We start from the raw sequence: 21,541 nt of genomic DNA on the forward strand, positions 1-21,541 counted from the left end.
GTTCTTCACATGAGTATTCGGGACAAACCCGGGTTAGAACAAGCTATTCCCCTTCTGTATCGCCTTGTCCTGGGTCGTTTGCTTCGGCTTCGTTATCGGGGGTTCCTTCCGTCTCTTTGTCGCCGGTTTCTTCCCCGTTCGCATTTTCGTTGCCATCGGAGGAGGTTTCATCGGTACTGCTGCTCCCCGTTATCAGCTCTTGAGCCGATTTCAGCGTTAATTGCACGATCCGCTGGCCATTCTCTTTGGCTTCCAATTGCGATGCAACGAAACCCTCGCCCTGAACGTTCACCTTTACTTTCATCAAGGTGAGCACCTCCATGGCGTCCCTAAGCGATTCTCCTTCTAAATTCGGGATTTTCATCGATGGGCTGTCCTCTGTAAGAAGATAGATTCGCTGTCCAACGCTGATGGTCGCATTTGCGGGCGGATACTGCTCCTTCACGGTGCTTCCATTACCCAATGTCTCAAACGCAACTCCGTCCTTCAACAGCTTGGCCTTTACTTCGCTGAGCTTCATTCCCGTAAAGTCCGGTGCTTTAAGGGAATCCTTCGGCGCCGTTCCCGTATTCGATTTTTCTTTGTCCTGAGTTTCAGTCGATTTGGGAACGCCCCAATAATTCAATGTCTTGGAGACGATTTCTTTGAAAATCGGTGCCGCCAGCGTTCCGCCGCCCTTCTCCACGTTAGGTTCGTCGATAATAACCAGCACGGCAATCTTCGGGTTTTCGACGGGTGCGTACCCGATGAACGAAACCACCTGTTTCGAACGGTCTTTATATCCGCCGCCGGATTTAATGGCGGTACCGGTTTTGCCCGCAACGCGGTATCCGTCGATATACGCAAGCTTGCCTGTGCCGTTTAATTGGTCGGCTACGACCTGCTCAAGGTAAGTCCCTGTTTCTCTTGCGGCTTCGGGAGATATGACCTGGCGCACGACTTTCGGCTCGATTTTCTGAACCTCGCCCGTGTTGGGGTCCTCGATCTCCTTCACCATATGCGGCTCCATGAGCTTGCCGCCGTTGGCAACGGCGGAAATGGCCGCAATCTGTTGTATAGGCGTTACGGATACGGCGTAACCGTAGGTCATGGTTGAAATATCGGAATCATAGGTCATGTTCAAGGTACCGAGAATTTCCCCCGGCAGGTCAATATTCGTTTTCTCGGTAAAACCGAATTCCCGAATATAATTGGTAAACCGCTCCTTGCCGAGCATCTCGTATCCGAGTTTAACAAAAGCAACGTTACTCGACTTTTTCACGCCGTCCAGGTAGGTGATCGGGCCCCACCCTACGCTGTTAATGTCCCGGTGGGTTCTTCCCCCCGCCCTGATGGATCCGGATTGATAGATATCACCCGGGTTAAACAGCTTTTCCTGCACTGCGCTGGCCAGGGTTACAATTTTGAAGGTCGATCCCGGCTCATAGATGGACCGCACGGCATGGTTGATAAAATTCTTTTGATTCCACTTCGAATATGTATTGGGATCAAAAGTCGGCATGTTGGCCATCCCCAGTATTTCCATCGTGTTCGGATCCGCCGCGATCACCGTCATGCTGATTGGTTTATATTGGTTATACGTGTCGCGCATCGCTTCCTCGATATAATACTGGATTGTATCGTCGGTCGTCAGTACTAAATTTTTCCCATTTATTGCAGGCTGGTATAAATCATCCTCGCTGGGCAGCTTGACTCCCTTCTTGTCGCTCTTGTAAGAAGCGAATCCGTCGGTCCCCTTCAGCATCTCGTCATAAAACTGCTCAATGCCTCCGATCCCCTGTCCTTGACGATCGGTGTAACCCAGCATATGCGCGGCCAATGTCTCTTTGGGATAGAAGCGTTTCTGCTCGCGTTGAAAGCCGATGCCCGAATCGGGGACTTTGCCTGCGGCCTTCAATTTATCATTCAAGCTTTGGCTGAACGCTTTAACCTCTTCCATCTTCTCTTGGCTGATCTTCCATCCTTCGTTGCGGACTTCCACGCCCTTGAGGTATTCCCCGTCCTTGCCTTTGGCTTGAACCATTTCGCGAAGCTTATCCTCATCCTTGCCGAGGGTTTCGTGCAGCCCTTTAACGACCTCATCCTCCAGGCCGTTAGCCTGGATGACCGCAGGGTTTACTATGACCGTGAAGGCGGGGGCGTCCATGGCCAGGATGTCGCCGTCCCGGTCCATGATCGTACCGCGGGATGCCGGCAAGTCCTGGGTTCTGGACCATTTCGCTAAGGCTTGTTCCTTCCAGAAGTCGTTATCGATCACCTGCAGCCAAAATACCCGACCAATCAATAAAGCAAAAAAGAGGGTTATACATCCCCCTATTAGCACGGTACGCAGTTTGATTTTTTTAATCATCGGTCAAAACCTCACACTTCAATCATTTTGTCCCGAGTCTGAATCCTGTGTCCCGGTTGCTCCCGAGACAGGTGATAGATGGATCATGTTATCGTCCTCAATCGGCACATAACCGAGCTCTTTCGCCTTGTCCAATACCTGCATCTCCAGCGTCTGCTTCTCTACCTGAAGTTGACTGATGTTTCGTTTAGCTTTAAGTATCTCATTCTCCGTCGCCTGGATCTGCCGGTTCAAGTCATAGGAATGAACATGACTCATGCCGATGACGCCCATGACGGCAACCACGAACACCACGGACAACAAATACAGCAGCTTTTCTTTTTGCGGAAGCTGGGAACGACGTTTAACGACTTTGGTCTTCTCGAGATAAGCGGACTGCTGCGTTTCCTTCTGTCTCTCCTGTACGGCTAAATTGCCGCGCGTGTAAGCCATGGCTGATTCTCCTTCTTCAGGGATTTGATGTTTCTACAGTTTCTCCGCAATCCGCAGCTTCGCCGAACGCGCCCTTGGATTACTCTCAATTTCTTCCGCCGACGGGATAAGCGGTTTACGGTTTACCAGCTTCAGATCGCCTTGGCCGCCTCCGCATACGCACATCGGAAAGTCTGGAGGGCACGTGCACTTGGGAATGTAACTGTTAAAAATCTGCTTGCATATCCGGTCTTCGAGCGAGTGGAAGGTAATCACCGAGACCCTTCCTCCCGGTGCTAGACATCTTACGGCTTGATGAAGCGCATCCTCGAAAGCGCCCAGCTCATCGTTTACCGCGATGCGAAATGCTTGAAAGCTTCGCTTCGCCGGGTGGCCGCCCGTTCTTCGAGCCGCGGCCGGTATCCCTTCCTTAATCATTTCGACAAGCTCTCCGGTTGTCTGAATAGGACTCTGTGCCCTTCTTTCAACGATGACCTTGGCAATCCGCCTTGAAAACTTCTCTTCGCCGTATTGGTACAATATCCGCGCGATTTCCTGTTCCGGCCATTCGTTTACAATCTTGGCTGCTGTAAGCTCGGCGGATTGATCCATCCGCATATCCAGCGGGGCATCATGATTGTAGCTAAACCCTCTCTCCCCTTCATCAAATTGCGGAGAAGATACGCCCAAATCGAACAGTATACCGTCAACTTGCGGCTGCCCGTTCTCGCCAGCCCCCACTTCGCGTCGGAGCACCTCCTCCAAATCGCGAAAATTGGTCTTAACGAGGGTGATCCGGTCCGCATAAGGCTTCATGGCCTCCCGGGCGTTATTCAATGCCCAGTCGTCCTGATCCAAAGCGATCAACCGGCCTTCCGAACTTAGTTGGGAAGCAATGAGCGAGCTGTGCCCCGCCCCCCCGAGCGTACAGTCAACATATATACCGTCTGGTTTGATGCGCAGCCCTTCTGTCGCTTCTTGCTTAAGCACTGTGATGTGATGGAACAAAGCTGCAGCCCTCCATTGTGTCTCATTCCTGATTTTTAGTGTAACTTGTCCATTTCGATTACGGGATTTCCTAGCTGGTCATAAGTCAAAATCAAAGTCTACCAGCTTCTCAGCAATGTCGTTGAACGCTTCCTCCGACTGCTGATAGTAATTTTGCCATTGCTCCTTGCTCCAGATCTCCACGCGGCTCGATACGCCGATGACGACGCATTCCTTCTCGAGCTTGGCGAACTCGCGCAAATTGCCCGGCAAATTTACCCTTCCCTGTTTATCCCATTCACATTCCGTCGCTCCGGAGAAAAAAAACCGGGTGAATGCGCGTGCATCCGACTTCATGAGCGGTAGGGATTTGAGCTTCTGCTCCATGATGGCCCATTCATCTTTGGGGTATACAAAGAGGCAATTGTCCAATCCGCGGGTTACGATAAACGAGGTGCCCAGGAGGTCGCGAAATTTAGCGGGGATGATGATTCTCCCCTTATCGTCGATGCTATGCTGAAACTCCCCCATAAACATCAGGCATTCCACTCCTTAACCCCGATTCCCCACTTTGCACCACTTTCCACCACTTTAGGATAATAGATTCGGCGTCAAGAATCAAATCCCTTCTGAGCTGCATTTGTTTTTTTGGAACTTTCTCTCAGAACAACCGCGCAAAAAACCTCCTTTCATCCCGTCGGGGGATGGAAAGGAGGTCTGCAAATGATCTGAAGCTGCTGCGGTTTAATGCTGGGCCCAGCTGTCCAAGTAGGATTTCTGCTCAGCGCTCAGGCTGTCGATATGGATACCTAGACTTTCCAGTTTATATAATGCAACCTGTTGATCCAGCTCGTACGGAACATTCACGACGCGGTTGCCGATGCTCTTGTACTGATCATTCACGTGTTTGAGCGACAAGGCCTGAAGCGCAAACGTCATATCCATGATTTCTGCCGGATGTCCGTCCCCTGCCGCCAGATTCACCAAACGGCCTTCTGCAAGCAAATAGATCTTACGGCCGTCCTTCAAATGGTATTCTTCGATATTGCGGCGAACCGTCCGAACCGATTGGGATCGCTCCGACAGATCCGGTTTGTTGACTTCCACATCGAAGTGCCCGGCATTGGACAAAATGGCGCCATCCTTCATGACATCAAAGTCTTCTCCGCTAATGACGTCGCGGTTGCCCGTGACGGTTACGAAAAAGTCTCCCCGTTTAGCCGCTTCGCGCATCGGCATAACGTGGAAGCCGTCCATGTAAGCCTCAACCGCCTTGATCGGATCAATCTCGGTCACGATGACGTTGGCGCCGAGACCCTTGGCGCGCATCGCCACGCCTTTGCCGCACCAGCCATAGCCGACGACAACGACCGTTTTGCCTGCAACCACCAGGTTGGTCGTTCGGTTAATTCCGTCCCAGACCGATTGCCCCGTACCGTAACGGTTATCGAATAAGTATTTGCAGTACGCGTCATTCACGGCAACCATCGGGAATTTCAGAGCGCCCTCTTTCTCCAGCGATTTCAGGCGCAGAATGCCCGTCGTTGTCTCTTCGGCGCCGCCTCGCACTCCTTCTAGCAGATCCGTGCGCTCGGAGTGAAGGATCGTTACGAGATCTCCGCCATCATCGATGATCAGATCCGGTCTCGTTTCCAGCGTCGAGATGAGGTGCTGCTTGTATTCCTCCGGATCCGGGTTGTACTTGGCAAACACCGTAATTCCGTCTTCCACCAACGCCGCGCATACATCATCCTGCGTAGACAGCGGATTGCTGCCGGTAATCGTCACTTCGGCTCCGCCGGCTTGGATGACCTTCGCCAGATACGCGGTCTTCGCTTCCAGATGCAGCGAGATGGCCACTTTCAAGCCTTTGAACGGTTGTTCTTTCTCGAATTGTTCGCGTACCCGGTTCAGTACCGGCATGTGCGCCTGCACCCAATCAATTTTGAGATGACCTTCCGGCGCCAGTTTCAGGTCGGCAATATTGCTGGTTTGTATTGATGATGAGCTCATTTAACAGCCTCCTAGGATCTGATGTTTGAATTCCTGATCATTATACGTAAACGACGCGGTGCATGCCCGAAGCATCGTATGGGATTTCCATCAGGCGATCCACCAGATTCAATCCGTAACGATTCATGTATTCCAGTATGTTGTATACCCGCTCCTGAGGCTTCCCATCCGGGAGCAGCGTCTGCTCGATGCGCTTCCACTGCGCCAAGGCGGCCTCATGCTGCTGTTCCAGGGCATTCCGGGATTTACTTAACAGGTAATCCATTTGCTCCAAAATTTTATCCTTATTGGTTAGACCTAATTTTAACAGTCCGCTCTGCATTTTGCCAAGATCTTCTATTAAAGGTTGATATAATGCTTCGAATTGTTTCCGGGTTTCGCTGAAGCGTTCCTCCAGATTCAGTTCGTCCTTGCTTGCCAGCCAAGCCTCGCGCTTCTCGGACAAGCGAAGCTGAACATCCTCGAAGGACAATCCGTATTTCTCCATCAGCTTGTGGACGGCGCCGTCCACAATGGAGAAAGACATTCTCGGGATGATTAGCGGCATCTGCAAGCCCATATCGGCAAATGCATAGCGCGTAATCGCCCAGTAAGAGATTTCGCCGGGACCGAGTATCGTCCCCAGCACGGGGAGCAGCGAGTCCTGCATGATCGGCCGGGTCAGCACGTTATTGCTGAAGCGCTCAGGAAACTGATGCAAATCCCGAAGCAATTCTTCCTTCGTGAGAGAAACGATGCCCTTGCGGTCGGAGAACACGCCTCCTTCCCGGTACAGCAGCAGGCGTCTGCCTTCATGCAAGTAGAACAGATTGGCCCCGTTCTCGGATACGTCGGCCTGGACCTCGTAGCCCAGTCCGTCGATATCCCTTGCAGCCTGCTGGTACGAAAGTCCCAGTGTCTCGTTGCGGGTAATCAGCGATTCGAATATGGGCACTTCCAGCGCCCGAAGTCCCGGGTCTGCGGAATCCAGGAGGATCAGTCCATATTTGCCGAACATGCAGCCGATGAGTTTAGCGAATGCCTCGCTTAATCCGGCCGAGCCGTCAAACGATTGAGACGCAAGCTTCAGCAGGTCTGCCTTGTATTCGCTGTCCGCCAGCTGCGTCTGAAGCTCTGCCAGCATCATCGACCAGTCCTCTTCAGGAACATCGGTATAACTCACCGATGTCCTGAGCCCGTCCTTGGCATCCAGCTTGATTTTGGACAGCTGCTGATCCGGAGTCAGGAAATACGTGTGATTGACCTCATCCCAGTCATGGTCCTCTCCGGCGATCCAAAATACAGGCACAACGGGACGATTCAAGCGTTCCTCCGCTTCGCGGGCAGCCTGAATCACGGTGATGGCTTTATATATGACAAGCAGGGGGCCGGTAAACAAACCGCTTTGCTGTCCACCAACCATGGTAACAGTTCCGGGCTGTTCCAGCAGTTGAAGTGATTTATGTACGGCGGGGTGATCATTGTGTTTCTGGTTATACGTCCGAAGACATGCTGCCAGCGACTTGCGCTGAATTCGTTTGTCTTCCGAAAGATCCAGCCATTGTACCCGCTCGGCATAGCCGTGCTCGCCGCGGTGATCTTCACCGTAGAACCCGCTTACCCGGTCGAAATGGTGAATATAATCATGGGCGAGACGCGAAGCGAGGGATAATGGTTCCGGAACGATATTCATGAGGTATGCCTCCTATTCTACGTCGCAACCAAATCTAGATTGTGCATGCAGGTAAATTTGTTTCTTTATTTTTTGCCTTTCTTGATTGTACCGAATGTTGGCATTGTGCGTCAAAGGAAAAGAATAGCCGCCGGCACGATGCCAGCGGCTATTCTTGAAGCAGCTTCCTATTAGCAGGTATGGATGACTTAAGCGTAGGCTTTGGCAACCCAGTGTCCTTTGGACACTTCGACCAGCTCCGAATCCTTCACGTCCAACTGAACCGTTCCGTCTTCGCCTTTGGCTGCCGAAATCGGCCCCTGCGAATCGTCTTCCAGCTTGAGGCGCTTTTTGTTTGCCTCAATTTCAGGATCCGGAATCGGAATCGCGGACAGCAGGGTTTTCGTGTACGGATGGATCGGGTTCGCATACAGTTCCTCGCTGTCTGCCAGCTCCACCATTTTGCCCAAATACATCACCGCTACCCGGTCGCTGATATGCTTAACCATGGACAGGTCATGCGCGATGAAGAGATAAGTCAAACCAAGCCGATCCTGCAGATCTTTCAACAAATTGACAACCTGCGCCTGAATCGAAACGTCAAGCGCCGAGATCGGCTCGTCACAAATGATGAATTTAGGGTTTACCGCAAGGGCGCGGGCAATCCCGATCCGTTGACGCTGACCGCCCGAGAATTCGTGAGGGTAACGCGTCGCGTGGTCGCTGTTCAAGCCGACCATATCCAGCAGCTCCTCAATCCGCTTCTTGCGTTCGGCGCGGCTGCCTGCCATTCCGTGAATATCCAAGGCTTCGCCGATAATGTCCGACACCGTGAATCTTGGATTCAGCGAGGCATACGGATCCTGGAAAATCATCTGCATATCGCGGCGCATCGCTTTCATCTTGCCAGGGGACAGCTTGTAAATGTCCGTTCCGTTAAAATTAACGCTCCCGGCCGTAGGTTCATAGAGGCGAAGAATCGTCCGTCCTGCGGTTGACTTGCCGCAGCCGGACTCACCCACCATACCAAGCGTTTCGCCTTCGCGAATGAAAAAATTCAGGTCGTCAACCGCCTTAAGCACTTGACCTTTGCCAACGTTGAAATACTTCTTCAGGCCTTTTACCTCAATCAAATGGTTATCCTTCATGAGCCCTGCGCCTCCTTAGCCATCGGGTGCAGATTCCAGCAGCGCGCGATGTGCGTGTCGCTGAATTCCGTTGCGCCCGGGTCGACCCGTTCGCAAATTCGCATAGCCTCATCACAGCGAGCGGCAAACGGGCAGCCCACCGGCGGCTTAATGAGATCGGGAGGCGTACCGATGATCGGAATCAGCGGCTCGTCCTTCTTCTGATCCAGGCGCGGCATGGAACGAAGCAAGCCTTTGGTATAAGGATGCTGCGGATTTTTGAAAATCTCCCATTTCGTTCCCGTTTCCACCACTTCGCCCGCATACATGACGATCACGCGGTCGCACATGCCGGCAACAACGCCGAGATCATGGGTGATCAGAATGATGGATGTGCCCAAACGCTCCTGCATCTCCTTCATCACGTCCATAATCTGCGCCTGAATGGTAACGTCAAGGGCAGTCGTCGGTTCATCCGCGATCAGCAGGGTCGGCTTACATGCAAGGGCGATCGCGATCATCGCGCGCTGGCGCATACCGCCGGAGAATTCATGCGGGTACTGGTTGAAGCGCTCTTCCGCGTTTTTGATGCCCACCAGCTTCAGCATTTCGATGGCATGTTTTTTGGCTTCCGAGAATGACATCCCTTGGTGCTTGACCAGCACTTCCGTGATTTGTTTTCCTATTTTAATGGTTGGATTGAGCGAAGTCATCGGATCCTGGAAGATCATCCCGATATCCTTGCCGCGAATCGCTTCCATCTGTTTGTTCGTTTTTTTGAGAAGGTCTTGTCCTTGGAAAATGACCTCTCCTTTTTTTATTTCCGAGGGCGGGGACGGAATCAATCGCATAATGGTCTGGGCGGTAACACTTTTACCGCTTCCGGACTCACCGACGATGGCAACCGTCTCCCCCTTGCCGACTTCAAAATTCATGCCGCGGACTGCCTTTACTTCACCGCCGCGAACACGAAACGATACGTTGAGGTCCTTCACCTGCAAGATCGGTTCCATACCTTCCCACCTCCTATTTTTTCAATTTCGGATCCAGCGCGTCACGCAATCCATCACCGAAAATGTTAAATGCCAACATCGTCAAGCTGATAAATAGAGCAGGGAACAACATCCGCCATGGATAATACATCCATCCGGACAAGGCATCATTAATCATGGAGCCCCATGATGCAACCGGTGCTTGAACGCCAAGACCAAGGAAACTCAGGAAAGCCTCGGCAAAGATTGCGCTTGGAACCGACAAGGTCAAGGTAACGATGATCGGGCCCATCGCATTCGGAATCAAATGCCGGAACAGCAGGCGCGCAGTTCCCGCACCCATCGAGCGTGAAGCGAGCACATACTCTCTGCTCTTCAGCTGCATGATCTCGCCCCGCACGATCCAGGACATGTTAATCCACCCCGTGATGGTTAAGGCGAGTATGATCGTGCCTAAACTTGGCTCGAATACAACCAACAGCAAGATCGTAACGAGCAGGTACGGAATGGAATACAAAATTTCCGCAAACTTATTCATGAACTCATCGACGCGGCCACCGAAATAACCCATGATGCCGCCATATATTACGCCAATCATCAAGTCAATCGCAGCTGCTGCAAGACCAACGGTCAAGGATATCCGAGCTCCCATCCAGGTACGAACAAAGACGTCGCGGCCCAGATCGTCGGTTCCAAACCAATGTTCTGATGAAGGCGGCATATTCGTATTCATCAAATCATTCGTTTCATAATCATATTTAGAGATCATCGGGCCGATGATGGCCATGATGACAATCAGGATCATAATAATCAAGCCTGTCATTGCCAGCTTGTTCTTGCGCAATCTCTCCCAGGAATCTCTCCAGGAAGATAAGCTTTCACGCTGTATTACCTCGGATTGCTTCTCATCAGGACCAATCTTCTGAAAATCTTCAGGCTTCAAGTTTAGTGCCGCAGGATGAGGCATACGCTGTTCTTTCTCCATGTCTACCTCTCCTTCCCGCCGGTCAATTTAATGCGTGGATCCACAAATACATACACGATGTCCGTGACAAAACGAGCCAGCATCAGCAGGATGCCGTAGAAAATCGTAATTCCCATGATGACGGTATAATCACGGTTCGTGATACTTTCAACAAACTGCTTGCCTATGCCGCCGATACCGAAAATCTGTTCAATGACGACCGAACCCGTGATAATATTCGCTGTCATTGGACCGACATAAGTCACGACCGGCAGAATACCGTTACGGATCACATGACGGAACATAATCGCGAACCAGTTAAGGCCTTTGGCCTTCGCCGTCTTGATATAATCCGAATGCAAAACTTCCAGCATGCTGGATCTTGTCAAACGAGCGATAAATGCAATCGGTTGTGCAGACAGCGCCATGACCGGAAGCACGTAGTCCAGCGGTCCCTCAAAGCCCATGACGTTGAATATGCCTGCTTTCTCCGCGAGAACGAATTGCAACAAGGACGCGAGTACAAAACTCGGTACCGCGATGCCCAGAACCGAGATAATCATGGCGATGTTGTCAATCAGCTTGCGGTGATACAAAGCCGCAAGCATCCCCAGCAGGACGCCCACGATGACGGATACCACAATCGCGATAAGACCCAGACGCAGTGACGGGCCGAACGTGTCAACAATAATATCTGTTACGGATTGTCCCTGTTTCTTCATGGACAAGCCAAAGTCACCCTGGATGATATTGCCCAAGTATTTCGTATACTGCTGAAATACCGGTTTATCCAAATCATACTGCTCCATCAGCCTCGCCAGAATTTCAGGCGATGGCTTTTTCTCTCCCATAAACGGATCGCCCGGTATGGCTTTCATAAGAAAAAAAGTGGCTGAGATCAGTATGAACAACGATACAAGCATATAAAAAAACTTACTCGCCACATACCTCAGCATTTCGCTAGCCTCCTGATCAGTTGTTCTAAACCAAGCCGTCCCTATAATTGTATAATTCCAGGGCGGATTGAGCATCCCTTAACTTTCACCAACGGACACAAGATTTGGAAACCTTGCGTTCATACAAAAAAATCGGGATATATATGAGGTTTAAAAATGCCCCACATATATATCCCGAACCGCAACCTTTCATAAATGCTTATAAAAGACTACTCGATATATGCACGTGTGAAATCGATATCACCTTTATAATCCAGATGAAGGTTCTTCACCCATGGTTTAACCAGGGATACACTGGAATAGTAGTAGATCGGCATCACAACTTGATTGTCCTGAACAAGAATTTTCTCTGCTTGGGACATCAGCTCCATACGCTTGGCGTTATCGCTAGTCGCATAGGCATCCTTCACAAGTTTGTCATATTCTTCGTTCTTGAATCCAGTGTCGTTGTTTCCGCCATTGGATGTCCACATGTCGATATAAGTCATCGGGTCGTTATAGTCTGCTCCCCAGCCGGAACGTGCAACTTGATAGTTGAGGTCCGTACGGTTCTTCAGGAATACGCCCCACTCTTGGTTTTGAACCTTAACAGTAACGCCGAGGTTGTTCTTCCACATATCCGCGATGGCAAGCGCAATTTTCTTGTGGTTGTCATCGGAGTTATGGATCAGAGTAACTTCAGGCAACGTGGTATAGCCTTTTTCCTTCATACCTTGCTCGAGCAGTTTCTTAGCTTCTTCAAGATTTTCTTCGAAGTAAGTATCCGGCACCTCTTTACGGTACTCATCGGACTCACCTTTGATACCCGGAGGAACAAACCCGTGTGCAGGAAGTTGTCCGCCCTGCGTAATTTTCTCTACGATTGCCTGACGGTCAATCGCCATCGAGAAGGCTTTACGGATGTTTACATTGTCAAATGGTTCTTCCGTTGTGTTAAAGATATAGAAATAAGTCGATGAAATGCCTTTGATCATCAATTCATCGCCCAGTTCCTTCTTGATCGCCGTAAGTTGATCGGTCGGGATGTTGCCCGTTGGATGTCCTGCATAATCCAATTCATCGTTACGATAGCTTGAAAGCTCAGTCGCAGAGCTGTTGACGATGCTCATTTGAACTTTTTCAAGTTTGATGGAAGCCTTGTCCCAATATTGGTCGTTCTTAACAAGCTCGATCTTTTGACCCTTCGTCATTTGTGAAACTTTGAACGGACCATTGCCGATCAACGTATCCGGTTTCGTTGCCCAAGAAGCATTACCTTCAACGGAGCTGTGAACCGGGAAGTAGGTTTGGAATGACATCAAACTGAGGAAGTATGGCGTCGGGTTCTCCAGCGTTACTTCCAGCGTGTAATCATCAGTTGCTTTTACGCCAACTTCATTTGCGTCTTTAATTTCGCCAAGGTTGTACGCTTCAGCGTTTTTCACGTAATACAGCTGATATGCATAAGGCGATGCCGGCGTAAAGTTCGGATCAAGTACGCGTTTCCATGCATATTCGAAATCTTTAGCCGTTACAGAATCGCCGTTGCTCCATTTGGCATCCTCGCGAAGCGTGAAGACATATTTGAGGCCATCTTCAGAAATTTTCCATTCTTTGGCTACGCCTGGCTCTTCGGTACCGTCTGCACCTTTACGAACCAGACCTTCAAACACAGCATTGATTACCGTATTCGATGTATTGTCCTGAGACAATCCCGGATCCAATGTTGGAGGGTCAGAAGCAAGGTTCATACGAAAGACTTGTTCTTTCGGCTTGTTGCCCGCTTCCCCGTTGTTGGCACTTTGATCATTCTTGTCAGCTCCGCATGCTGCCAACACTGAACTGAAGGCAAGAATCAGCGTCATGAGAAGCAGGAGTTTCTTGTGTTTCTTCATCTTGCGGTATCCCCCTCATAGATTTTAGGTATATGCTTATCGATTATACAACCAGTGGTCAAAAAAATCCAGAAATCAATAAATTGAAAAATCTGCCTGATCCAATGATCAAACAGATTTCTCATATAATACTAGTTATTAGATTGTACTTACATCATCTTAATTATGTAGGAGAGTAGACCAAAAAATGTAAAAACTATGTAACCAAAACTCATTGTCACAAAGCCGAGCCTCCACACGGCCCGCAGCAGCCTTTTACCGTTTACCTTGCCTTTCCAGCGGTTTTGCGCACTCCCGATCAGCCCCGCCGCGATCAGCAGCATCAGGAGTATCAGATAAAATCCGAATTTGGTCTGGAACGTAGTATTAAACAAGGCGGAAACCGAGAACAGCATAAAAAAGGTGGTGATATCCATGGCCAGCTCCAGCGCTTGTTTTCGATTCTTATTTCTTTGGAGCACTATGATATACACGATCAGAAACGGAATGAACGGAAAAAGACTCAATGTGTTAAACAGCCCCTGTAAAACCCCCATACTTAGACCCCCTATAGATTCATCCCCTCGATGAGCTGCGTGATCAGCTCGTGTTTTGGCACTGAAACGCCATATTTGTGTCCAAGCTGGACAATGCTTCCGTTAATCCAGGCAACTTCCGTCGTTCGGCCGTCCATCACGTCCTTTAGCATGGAGGACGTGTTACCCGAAGTGGATTGGCAGACGCTTACAATCCATTCCCACAGCTTGTTTCCATACGGAATTCCGGCAGCTTCATATACAAGGATTCCTTCATGATACAGCTGCTTCATAAGCCCGACCCGTTCAGGGGAGGATAACAGCGCTCCGTTCGGAATCCGCCACAATGCAGTCAAAGGGTTAATGACCGCATTCATCAGCAGTTTACGATAGATCATCTCATCCATCTCATTCGACAATAAAGCTTCAAATCCTGCTCTATTCAGCTCTTTAACCAGCTCAATTTCATGATCTTCGCGGGATGTTGCCCCTATAAAGCTCGCAACAGGCATCATTTTGCCGATTGTCGTCGTTCCGTGGCCGGCGTGCAGAACCGAAGAACTGCTTGTACGCTTGGCCCCTTCCGTGGTAATCGCCGTATAGAGCTTCCACATGGGCAGCAGCTCCCGAAGTCGTTCCAAATGGCCTGTACCGTTCTGAAAACATATGAGATTGCGGCGATGGTGTCCGAATGGTGCCAGCACTTCCCTAGCCATCTCTTCGATCCCTTGCTGCTTCAACATGAGAAAGAGATAATCCGCATCCGCTGCCGCTCCCGACTCGGCAAAGGCATCCCATGCACGGACCGAAAAAGCATGGGGGGCAACGGTCTGAGGCTTCCCCTCCATTTCCTCGATCGTGATGCCGGATGCCCGGAGTTTGCTCGCCTGCTCCTCGCTGCGGCACCATACCGTGACGCCGCAGCCTGAAGCCGCAAGTTTGCCGGCATACAACAGGCCCAAAGAGCCGGCCCCGATGATATGTATATTCATAATCATCCCCCATTACTGTCTTTAAACATGATGTGCTAGTCTTAGTATATATCAGAATAATCTTCAATACGCACAAATAACCCGCCAAAGCGCATGAAATGCACTAGTGCGGGTTACGGCGGATCAGGATAACCTTTACCTATTCGATTCGTTCCAGATTACCGTTGGCATCCATTTTGAAGCGGGTCTTCAGTTCCTCGTCCTCTTCATTCAAAAAAGCCAGCCTCCGTGCCCGATCCATAATCTGAATCAGTGCCTTATAATCGTCATTGACCACATGGTAATCGGTTTTCACTTCGCTTACTTCCTTCAACAACCGTTGATTCTCGCTGCGGAGCCTTGCAAGCTCATCCTCTTTTTCACGCAAATTCTTCTCAAGCAGTTTGTACTGGCGTGAACTTTCCTGCAGCCCGCCCTTCCACTGACGAAGGAAACGGATCACCGCATCGATGGATAGCGTCTCTTCGCTTGCGCCATCATTTTTATAAACATCGTGCTCCATTTCCGGAGCTGCCAATCCTGCAACTTGAGGTCCGCTGGCGGAAGGCTGTTTTTTATAATAACTTCTCTTTTGACGCTGAGATTTCGCCAAGCTGATAGCATCCTCATATTTCTTGCGAACACAGCTATTCCAACGAAATCCGCAAGCCGCCGATGTCCGGCCTATTCTTTCTCCGACTTCCTCAAAGGCAGCCAATTGGGTGCTGCCCTCACGAATATGACGCAGGGTTACCTCCGCCAGTATTAGGTCGTCCTCTGCGCTCCATGCATCCTGTCTCACTGCTGACATACCATAAAACCCTCCTAACGACATCCTAAAATAACCGTCTTCAATACCGTAAATCGGCTGCTGAATAGGGTATAAAAACTGCTTAGTTCATTTCTATGCCTCTCATAGAGTTCATAGAATCTATTTGATACTAAAATGTATTTCCATTTTGATTACAGATCATACTCTTACGGAGGGAAAAGGGGCGTTTCACCTAAATTGTTCCCGAATTCAATGTCCTGCTTCTGGTTAATAATAAAAAATAAAGGGTTTTCTTGAGTTAGGCGTTTACACGTTTTTCCCATAACGCTATAATGTTCATAGCAGCATTATGTGCGTACATACGAGAGGAGGATATAATCGTGGCACGGATGTTTCGAGTCCTTGGCTTTTTCACCCTGACCATCGGGTTGATGGCCTTTGCCGGAGATCATATTGAAATGGCACTGCTTTTCTTCCTGCAGACCGCATTTTTCGTGATCCTGGGATATTTGAAATTCACGGAGAGAACCTATATTCTTCTCTTCTGGGCTTATATGATCGTGACCTTCACAGGCTTTAGCTACTGGACGGTCTTCATTATGGGCAAACCACTCTAATATGTAAACCATGCAAGCGATAAACGAGATCCGCCGGCGGTCAACCTGGACAACCTGAGGCTGCGCTGGTGGATTTTCCTTGCGATTAGAGAACAAGTACTTAAAAGAGCGATCAGGTGCTTTAGCTGCCGGATCGCTTTTTTAGTGCCTAAAGGTTGATAATTGAGTCGTACGCGTCATATATTGGTTAAAATGAAGGGACAGACCATGGTTGGTATCCTTTCGACTAACAACCATGCAAGGAGGACTCCCGTTTGAAAGTACGAGTAAAATACCCACTCCTCCCGGTCTTGCTGTGTTTAACCCTGTTCTTCTGCTTCATCGGCGCTCCCGCTGCGGTTTATTCCCAGCAGGATGTCAGCCCCGTCATGCCTGACTCGGAAGAGGCGCGCAAGCTTCTGGAGGACAGCCTCTCCATCGTGGAAATCGATCATGAAATCGAACGGATAACCAAACGCATGGAGGAATTGCAGACTCTTCAGAATGAGCTGCAAACCCAAATCCAGGATATGGGCTTGCGCATTGAAGACCGGCGAGCTCGGGCGGCCGCCGTCCTTCGGTCATATTATATGGGTGAGCGGGATAACTTATTTTTCATGCTGCTGTCTGCAAAAGACTTAGCCGGCTTTTTCCGCGTCATGGACTTTTACGATATTATTATTCAGAACGACCGGGATACGCTTACCGTGTATAACAATCAGTACCGCTCCCTTGCTTCCGCTCAGGCTGAAGCAGCACGGAATGCGTCCCAGCTCGCCGAAGTAAAGGACAGCCTGGTGAAGCAGCGCGAACGGGTGCTTGCGCTTGAGCAGCAGGTAGATGGAGCACTCACAGCCAGCGGCAATCCGGATGCCATGAAGAGGCTGATCGAGGAGTTTACCCTCTATTGGGAGAATGTAGGGCTGTACGAGGTGAAGCGTCATTTCCAGGCCCTGGCTAGCGCCATGGAAAATCTGCCGTCGTTCGTCCAAGGCAGCAAGAACATACTGAAGACCAACGGCAAGGTATACACCATCGACATCCATGAAGATGATCTCAACACGTTTTTAAGATCCGAAGACGAAATCTTTAATAGCTTTGCGTTTCATTTTGACGATGGAAAAGTAATAGCTTCCGGCGAAAGCGGAAATTTGTCGCTGCTGATTGAAGGGAAATACACCGTCATTAACGAACCGGAGAATGCCATTATGTTTGAAGTCGACAAACTTGTGTTCAACAGGCTGGAATTGCCCGACACAACGCGCAGAGCGCTGCAGGAAGAATTCGACATGAACTTTTATCCCAAGCAGCTGGTTTCTTTCTTGAAAGCGACGGAGGTCGCAAGCGACGATCAACGATTAGTGGTCAAAATGGAGCTGGATCTATAGAAAAAGCTGCCCGCGAGGGCAGCTTTTTTCTTGTTATGGTTGAGCAGGCGTGTACAATTTCATATATTCTTCAACCGTTATTTCGCCATGCAGCAATCGATATGCCGATTCGCTATAAGTCTGGAAACCTTCCGAATCGCCAAAATCCAAAGCGGCCGGCTCATTCCGAGAGAGCAGCACCTGGGCGGGAACCGCTGCTTTTTGCCAAATGCCCCGATCCCTCAGGTTCGTGCCCGTGACATACATTTCGGATACAACGGGGAGTGTTCCTGACGTTTTGCTCCATTCCTGCTGCATCTCTTTGCTTGTCATATACGTAATCCATTTCATGGCAAGCGCAGACGACTCCGTCTGTGCGGCTACCGCAAAACTTCTCGCTCGCACAACCGGCGTATTCAAATGACTCTTTCCCATGGCCAATGCGGAAGACAATCCGCTTACCTCTCGGTCCGCGAAGCTCGAATACGGCTCAACGGCCACGGAAGCCTCCTCTATGCCAGAGGAAGGTTCCTGCCCCGTTTCTATCGTAGCTGCTGCGCCGTGGGACGATTCCAGCGTTCGAAGGTGATTGCGGATTAACATTTCAAGCACCTCTTGATCCGGCTTGGAAGGATCGCCTTCAAGCAAATGCACCGCCGCGCCGAATGCGTAAGGATCCTTCGGATCAAATGAGAGGACAGGGCTCGTCTTATGAAGCTCCATATATTCCTTCCAAGCCTGACGGCTCTCCGGCATGTTAAATGAGGCGCCGTCCTTCCCTTCGGTCTGCCAGGTCACGATATAGGGATCTATATCAAAAGGCATTCCCCATTGATACCCGTTCCATTGCAGCTGCGGCAGAAGACCATTCAGGGTATCCTCGCCGGTCACCGTTGTCTGTGATGCATCGACGGGCAGAAGATATCCCGTCATTGCAAGCGCTTTAATGTAATGGGAATCCGTTAATATAATGTCCGGTCCCTCGCCAAGGGACATATGAAGCAAAAACGATTCTTTCTCCGTACCGGCTGTTTCCAGAGGCGTGATTTCGATCTCGGCTCCGGTCTCTTCCATAAAGCGTTCGTTGAGCGCTTTCAGGTGCCTCAGCTCGTCCGGATTCAATTGGACGCCGACCTTGATGGGGCCCAGGTCGCTCTCTGGCACCTCCGGCCTCTGCTGCGGAGGAATCGGTTCATCCCCGGGCGGTTCCCGTCTCGTATGATGAGTGAAGTCAAAGCTGGGAGATAAACTGGATAAGGATAATAATAAAATGGCGAATAAGAACCAATATTTCTTCCGCTTCATATCCCCTCTTCACTCCTCCCATAGTCGCATGCCCTTATTTTACCAAACTTATAGTGCTCTTGTCCTATCTTTTTTTATAATTTACCAGTCCATATTTTACTAATAGGACCCGATCGCTAAAAGGACTGTCCTATGAATTCCGGACAGTCCTTCTCGTACAAGTTACTTTGTGAGATCATTTCTCGGGAAATATCACGCTACAGCAAATCGGCCGCCAGCTGTGCCAGCTTGGAACGCTCCCCTTTAGTCAGCGTAATATGTCCGCTTAAACCTTCCTGCTTAAATCGTTCTACCACATAGGTCAGCCCATTGCTAACGGCATCCAGGTAGGGATGGTCAATCTGTTCCGGGTCCCCCATCAGTATCACCTTGCTCCCTTCTCCCGCCCGGGAAACAATCGTCTTGACCTCATGGCGGGATAAGTTCTGAGCCTCATCAACGATGATGAACTGACCTGGAATGGAGCGACCGCGGATGTAAGTCAGAGCTTCTACCTGGATGCTTCCCAGACCCATCAATATTTTATCGATATCGCCGGATTTCTTGGTGTCGAACAAATACTCCAGGTTGTCATAGATCGGCTGCATCCACGGTCTCAGCTTCTCTTCCTTTTCTCCCGGCAAATATCCGATATCTTTCCCCATCGGAACGACCGGACGCGCAATGAGCAGTTTTTTGTATTTGTGCTCATCCTCCACCTTGGATAGTCCTGCTGCCAATGCCAGCAAGGTTTTTCCCGTTCCGGCTTTTCCCGTAATGGTAACCAGCGGAATGTCGTCATTCAGGAGAAGCTCAATCGCCATGCGCTGTTGAGCATTCCGGGCACTGATGCCCCATACGGGCTCGTTGCTTAGATGAAGCGGCTCTAGTCGGGTTGCATCTTCATTCACATGAAGAAGGGCAGACTTGCCGGATCCCATCTCGTCCTTCAGAATAACGAATTCGTGCGGATAAAGCGGATAAGAGAGTTGAAGTGGTTTAATCGGCAAATAACGATAGCTGTAGAATTCATCGATCACGGAAGGATGCACCTTGATCGTTGAGAATCCCGGATATAATTCGCTTGGATCCGCCGTGCGGTCAGATAGATAATCCTGTGTCGTTAGCCCAAGCACATCCGCTTTTATTCGAACGAGGACATCCTTGCTGACAAGAACAACGGGTCTTCCGTCCTCCTTCGGCTCCTCCTCCAATTTATAATTTAACGCGACAGCCAAAATACGATTGTCGTTCGATGCTTCGCTAAATAACTCCTGTACCTTGACGAAGCTGCGATGATTTAGCTCAACCTTCAACGTCCCGCCGTTCTCCAGAAGAACTCCGTCGTGAAGATGCCCTTGTTCTCTAAGCCCATCAAGCAATCGGGAGACCATACGGGCATTGCGGCCGATTTCATCGGCATTTCGCTTCTTGGAATCAATCTCTTCAAGAACCACCGCAGGAATGATGACTTCATGCTCCTCGAATGCATAAATCGATTGAGGATCATGCAGCAGTACGTTCGTATCCAGTACAAATATTTTTTTCATCTTATCCCTCCACTGCTTCTTCATCAGGTACACACATAAACCTTTCCGTCCCGGACATAATAAGCGTAGCGACTGGAGTAATTTAGCGAATTCTATTACGAAAGGACAGATCAATCCATGAGAGCTGCTCTATCCATCATGCTGGCGGTGTTGTTGCTCGCAGGCTGCGGGACCGCCAATAACAATGCATCACCCTCTCCTCGTAATCAAACCGATGGAACCACTGCTAACAGTGTTCGCAACATGAACGGGAACAGAGGTTATACCACCAACAATGTAGACGGTTGGACACCGGATAACCCCAATACGGGGCATGTCGGTAACGTAAATGATAACAACGGACGAGTTGACGCTACAACCGCAAATCACCTGAAATCGCTGGCTGAGAGCGTGCCTGGCGTTAAAAACGCGAACTGTGTTGTCATGGGCAATACGGCTGTCGTCGGGCTGAATGTAGATGGAAATTTAGATCGTGCAGAAGTTGGAACCATTAAATACACGGTCGCGGAAGCCCTTCAAACCGATCCGGCAGGCGCCAATGCGCTGGTTACCGCCGATTTGGACGTAGCCAACCGGATTGCCGAGCTTGGTCGGCACATTCAGGAGGGACATCCTGTTTCCGGACTTGCCAGTGAACTTGCAGACATCGTTGGCCGTATCATCCCTCAATTGCCGAAAGACGTAACGCCGCGAGACGGGAATGCACAGCGAAACGGGAATGGGCAGCAAAACGGAAATGTGCAGCAAAACGGTGCTAAAACGGTAAAACCAAATCATCGCGGTCATGCACCGGCCCATCCACAAAACGGGAAATAAACTTGAGGATGAATTCGGTCTTACGCGCGGACATATCCCGTCATGACCCGAGTTTGTCCGTCACAAGTCTCCAAATTTCATACAAAAAAAGCCCAGTGATGCTCACTGGGCTTTTTTTAAGGTCATAACAACGCCACTAGCAGGCATAACTGCTTCGCTAGGGACATGACCGTTAACATATTTGGAGTATGACTGCTTATTCGGTGCAACATGGACACCCATGTCGAAAGAACCCGTCATGAGCGACATGGAATCAGAAGGACGACATCCGAAGGATCCCCGTTCCCTAATGGAATCCGCCCGCACCAATGCAGGGGCAGGGCAAACCGTCTGCCGACTATGGAT

General features: G+C 50.1%; 19 protein-coding genes. 3 read left to right on the forward strand and 16 right to left on the reverse strand.

Features of this window, described 5'->3' with window-relative positions:
• Positions 1-43: 43 nt before the first annotated feature.
• The 14 genes from RB297_RS17505 to RB297_RS17570 all read right to left on the reverse strand — a co-directional run bounded on the left by RB297_RS17505 (position 44) and on the right by RB297_RS17570 (position 15,622).
• A complete protein-coding gene (locus RB297_RS17505) occupies positions 44-2,350 on the reverse strand; it encodes a penicillin-binding transpeptidase domain-containing protein (protein WP_375121027.1) in 2,307 nt (768 codons plus the stop codon).
• A gap of 18 nt (positions 2,351-2,368) precedes the next feature.
• Positions 2,369-2,782, reverse strand: a complete 414-nt coding sequence (locus tag RB297_RS17510; RefSeq protein ID WP_192569216.1) for a cell division protein FtsL — start codon at positions 2,780-2,782, stop codon at positions 2,369-2,371.
• A 33-nt stretch (positions 2,783-2,815) separates the two neighbouring features.
• Entirely contained in the window at positions 2,816-3,769 is a 954-nt protein-coding gene (rsmH, locus tag RB297_RS17515; RefSeq protein WP_036666015.1) for a 16S rRNA (cytosine(1402)-N(4))-methyltransferase RsmH, read from the reverse strand.
• Between the two features lie 78 nt (positions 3,770-3,847).
• Positions 3,848-4,285: a division/cell wall cluster transcriptional repressor MraZ gene (gene mraZ, locus RB297_RS17520; protein ID WP_009590832.1), complete on the reverse strand. Its 438-nt coding sequence runs from the start codon at positions 4,283-4,285 to the stop codon at positions 3,848-3,850.
• A gap of 207 nt (positions 4,286-4,492) precedes the next feature.
• Positions 4,493-5,761 carry an adenosylhomocysteinase gene (locus RB297_RS17525; protein ID WP_192569218.1) on the reverse strand — a complete coding sequence of 423 codons (1,269 nt, stop codon included), beginning with the start codon at positions 5,759-5,761 and terminating at the stop codon, positions 4,493-4,495.
• A gap of 40 nt (positions 5,762-5,801) precedes the next feature.
• The gene (gene bshC / locus RB297_RS17530) at positions 5,802-7,433 is read right to left on the reverse strand and encodes a bacillithiol biosynthesis cysteine-adding enzyme BshC (RefSeq protein ID WP_375121028.1); all 1,632 of its coding nucleotides are present in this window, start codon (positions 7,431-7,433) and stop codon (positions 5,802-5,804) included.
• A gap of 188 nt (positions 7,434-7,621) precedes the next feature.
• Complete coding sequence (locus RB297_RS17535) at positions 7,622-8,560, reverse strand: ABC transporter ATP-binding protein (protein ID WP_009590843.1); 939 nt, start codon at positions 8,558-8,560, stop codon at positions 7,622-7,624.
• A complete protein-coding gene (locus RB297_RS17540; protein ID WP_009590828.1) occupies positions 8,557-9,552 on the reverse strand; it encodes an ABC transporter ATP-binding protein in 996 nt (331 codons plus the stop codon). The genes RB297_RS17535 and RB297_RS17540 overlap by 4 nt, the downstream gene beginning before the upstream one ends.
• Before the next feature lie 13 nt (positions 9,553-9,565).
• The gene (locus tag RB297_RS17545; protein WP_009590830.1) at positions 9,566-10,516 is read right to left on the reverse strand and encodes an ABC transporter permease; all 951 of its coding nucleotides are present in this window, start codon (positions 10,514-10,516) and stop codon (positions 9,566-9,568) included.
• 2 nt (positions 10,517-10,518) lie between these two features.
• On the reverse strand, positions 10,519-11,451 hold the full coding sequence (locus tag RB297_RS17550; RefSeq protein WP_009590847.1) for an ABC transporter permease: 933 nt from the start codon (positions 11,449-11,451) through the stop codon (positions 10,519-10,521).
• Between the two features lie 209 nt (positions 11,452-11,660).
• Positions 11,661-13,325 (reverse strand): peptide ABC transporter substrate-binding protein, encoded by a 1,665-nt coding sequence (locus RB297_RS17555; RefSeq protein ID WP_096773065.1) that lies wholly within the window; start codon positions 13,323-13,325, stop codon positions 11,661-11,663.
• Positions 13,326-13,474: 149 nt separating this feature from the next.
• On the reverse strand, positions 13,475-13,861 hold the full coding sequence (locus tag RB297_RS17560) for a DUF3397 domain-containing protein (RefSeq protein ID WP_192569221.1): 387 nt from the start codon (positions 13,859-13,861) through the stop codon (positions 13,475-13,477).
• 11 nt (positions 13,862-13,872) lie between these two features.
• Positions 13,873-14,832, reverse strand: coding sequence for a ketopantoate reductase family protein (locus RB297_RS17565; RefSeq protein WP_192569222.1), 960 nt, complete (start codon positions 14,830-14,832; stop codon positions 13,873-13,875).
• Between the two features lie 139 nt (positions 14,833-14,971).
• Complete coding sequence (locus tag RB297_RS17570; protein WP_090913118.1) at positions 14,972-15,622, reverse strand: RsfA family transcriptional regulator; 651 nt, start codon at positions 15,620-15,622, stop codon at positions 14,972-14,974.
• A gap of 341 nt (positions 15,623-15,963) precedes the next feature.
• Between RB297_RS17570 and RB297_RS17575 the strand changes: the two genes are divergently transcribed.
• The gene (locus RB297_RS17575; RefSeq protein ID WP_006209059.1) at positions 15,964-16,200 is read left to right on the forward strand and encodes a DUF2626 domain-containing protein; all 237 of its coding nucleotides are present in this window, start codon (positions 15,964-15,966) and stop codon (positions 16,198-16,200) included.
• Positions 16,201-16,454: 254 nt separating this feature from the next.
• Positions 16,455-17,567, forward strand: coding sequence for a coiled-coil domain-containing protein (locus tag RB297_RS17580; protein WP_096773063.1), 1,113 nt, complete (start codon positions 16,455-16,457; stop codon positions 17,565-17,567).
• A 33-nt stretch (positions 17,568-17,600) separates the two neighbouring features.
• Here RB297_RS17580 and RB297_RS17585 read toward each other — a convergent pair whose 3' ends face one another.
• Positions 17,601-18,851, reverse strand: coding sequence for an extracellular solute-binding protein (locus tag RB297_RS17585; RefSeq protein ID WP_375121029.1), 1,251 nt, complete (start codon positions 18,849-18,851; stop codon positions 17,601-17,603).
• Positions 18,852-19,048: 197 nt separating this feature from the next.
• Positions 19,049-20,380 carry a PhoH family protein gene (locus tag RB297_RS17590; protein WP_096773061.1) on the reverse strand — a complete coding sequence of 444 codons (1,332 nt, stop codon included), beginning with the start codon at positions 20,378-20,380 and terminating at the stop codon, positions 19,049-19,051.
• A gap of 117 nt (positions 20,381-20,497) precedes the next feature.
• Between RB297_RS17590 and RB297_RS17595 the strand changes: the two genes are divergently transcribed.
• Positions 20,498-21,196, forward strand: a complete 699-nt coding sequence (locus RB297_RS17595) for a YhcN/YlaJ family sporulation lipoprotein (protein ID WP_375121030.1) — start codon at positions 20,498-20,500, stop codon at positions 21,194-21,196.
• Positions 21,197-21,541 lie beyond the last annotated feature (345 nt).

This window comes from Paenibacillus sp. CR_12, from assembly GCF_041953985.1.
Classification (GTDB): Bacteria; Bacillota; Bacilli; order Paenibacillales; family Paenibacillaceae; genus Paenibacillus_AQ; species Paenibacillus_AQ lautus_A.